The sequence below is a fragment of the Vibrio sp. 1727 genome, from assembly GCF_033344415.1.
In the GTDB taxonomy this organism is placed as follows: domain Bacteria; phylum Pseudomonadota; class Gammaproteobacteria; order Enterobacterales; family Vibrionaceae; genus Vibrio; species Vibrio alginolyticus.
The window spans coordinates 1-1,734 of the sequence record NZ_JAWPOT010000061.1 but is presented as its reverse complement, the minus strand read 5'-3'; the positions used below and the strand labels follow the sequence as shown (position 1 = coordinate 1,734).

At 43.9% G+C, this 1,734-nt stretch carries 2 protein-coding genes; one reads left to right on the top strand and one right to left on the bottom strand.

Annotated elements, in window-relative coordinates:
• Positions 1-682: hypothetical protein (locus R8O10_RS23795; RefSeq protein WP_318191775.1), on the top strand; the 682-nt coding region annotated here is incomplete at its 5' end.
• 57 nt (positions 683-739) lie between these two features.
• Here R8O10_RS23795 and R8O10_RS23790 read toward each other — a convergent pair.
• Positions 740-1,630, bottom strand: a complete 891-nt coding sequence (locus R8O10_RS23790; protein ID WP_318191774.1) for a replication initiation protein — start codon at positions 1,628-1,630, stop codon at positions 740-742.
• Positions 1,631-1,734 lie beyond the last annotated feature (104 nt).

The following is a 1,734-nucleotide window of genomic DNA, read 5'->3' as shown; positions in this document are numbered from 1 at the left end:
TCCGCCCCGATATTACAGAGGTGTACCTACGATGATTTGGGGATTTTTGACGGTAATTGTTGTGGGATTGGTATTGCTTTTTGCAGCACCATTTCTTGATTTTCTAACCCCCGATAGCACGATTTGGTTAGTAGACTTATCCAACTCAAATGGTCCTATTTTACTAGCACAAGGCGCAAAAACGCTCTGGTACCAATGGCAATCATGGGTTTACATATTCTTGTTTAGCCTCATGACAGCGTTCATTTTAGGTTTAATTTACAACGGCATTCGCACATTCGCAGATGAGTCGTTACTCAAAGCTAAGAAAGAATTAGCTAAAAAAACGAAAGAGATCGAAAACATAAAACGAGAATACCAAGGTCAAGTTGAGAAGGATATCGTAAACAAACACGCCAAAGAAGCGAAACGACTCAACAAGAAAGAAAACGAGATCTACGCTATCAAGCAGCAAACAGAGAACAAGGAAGTGGCGTTACAAAAGCAAATAAGAATAGTCAATCACGCACACCGTCGACAAAACCAACAGACACAGAGTAAGTTAGGTCAAAGAGATCGACTGAGCGCAGAGAAGAAAATAATGGCAGAGTTCTTAGATGAAATAGACTGGAAGTTCACGGATGGAACAAAAATCACGTATACCGCTCTAGCAAGATTAGCAAAGAAACATAGAGGCCATTAATCAGATAACAACCCTAAAAAGGGCTGTTATCTGATATAGCTTGTTTAGTGCCACACATTACAATTTGCCAGTCGACTTCCAACGGAAGTAAGTTCTTCGACTGATACCAAGCTCAACCCAAGGTTCGTTAAGGCTAGGTCTACCTCCACCTTTTGAAACTTTTCCACCCTTAGCACCTTTCTTAGCGTGCCATTGGCTTTTCTTTTCTGGCGTGAATTCTCGATACGTCCAGTTAGCGATCGACTTCGCTATCGCTTTCACTTCTGACACGGGCAAAGGAACATTGAACTGGCTATTCGTACTTTCTACTTTGTCGTAGACGGCTGCATTCCACTTTCTTTTGTAGTTAGGCGCCCAGTATTCCCGAATCGCTCTATATGCCCACTGACGAGTGTTATCGAACAACTCACAGTTACGGCCAAGACCAGACGTTTCGCTACCACGTAACGGGTGGCCTTTCAGATCGAGGTATTCCGCCAGTTCATCGAGTGTGTACTCGTACTCTGTCCAAAACTCATTTTGCCAATGTGGGTGCAGTGGATTTTTCGTCAGTAGTCCTGCGAATCCACGATCCGCTTTCAGACGCTCAATCATCGCGGATTCAATCGCAGCTGCGTAGCGAATAGGTTCACTATGCGCGATATCAGACGTACAGAATGGAACTTTCAAGCGATACGCAATGTGTGCGTGTGCGTTCTCTGGGTTCTTTGAAGTCCAATATGGTGTGGGAAGATCGTTGTCGTACCAAGCCAACACACCGCCTTGTCGATCAATATCAAAGACAAGGTAAGTGACCAACTTCGGTTGGTTCACTTGCAGATATTTTTTCTTAATCGCTGTACTTTTTGGGCGTATGTAAGTGACACCGAGTTCGTCAGTGCAATACGGCTTATGAGGCAGAGTCTCGAATAAATCGTGTTGAAATGCGTTTGATTGCTGTGTCTTCAAACAACACCGCACTTATGGCGGTAAGTTGTGACTTGTGAATGGCTCGTCATTTGGTATACTTTCCTTAGCATTATTGCTGAGCCCTGACTTCTCGCTATCCGCCA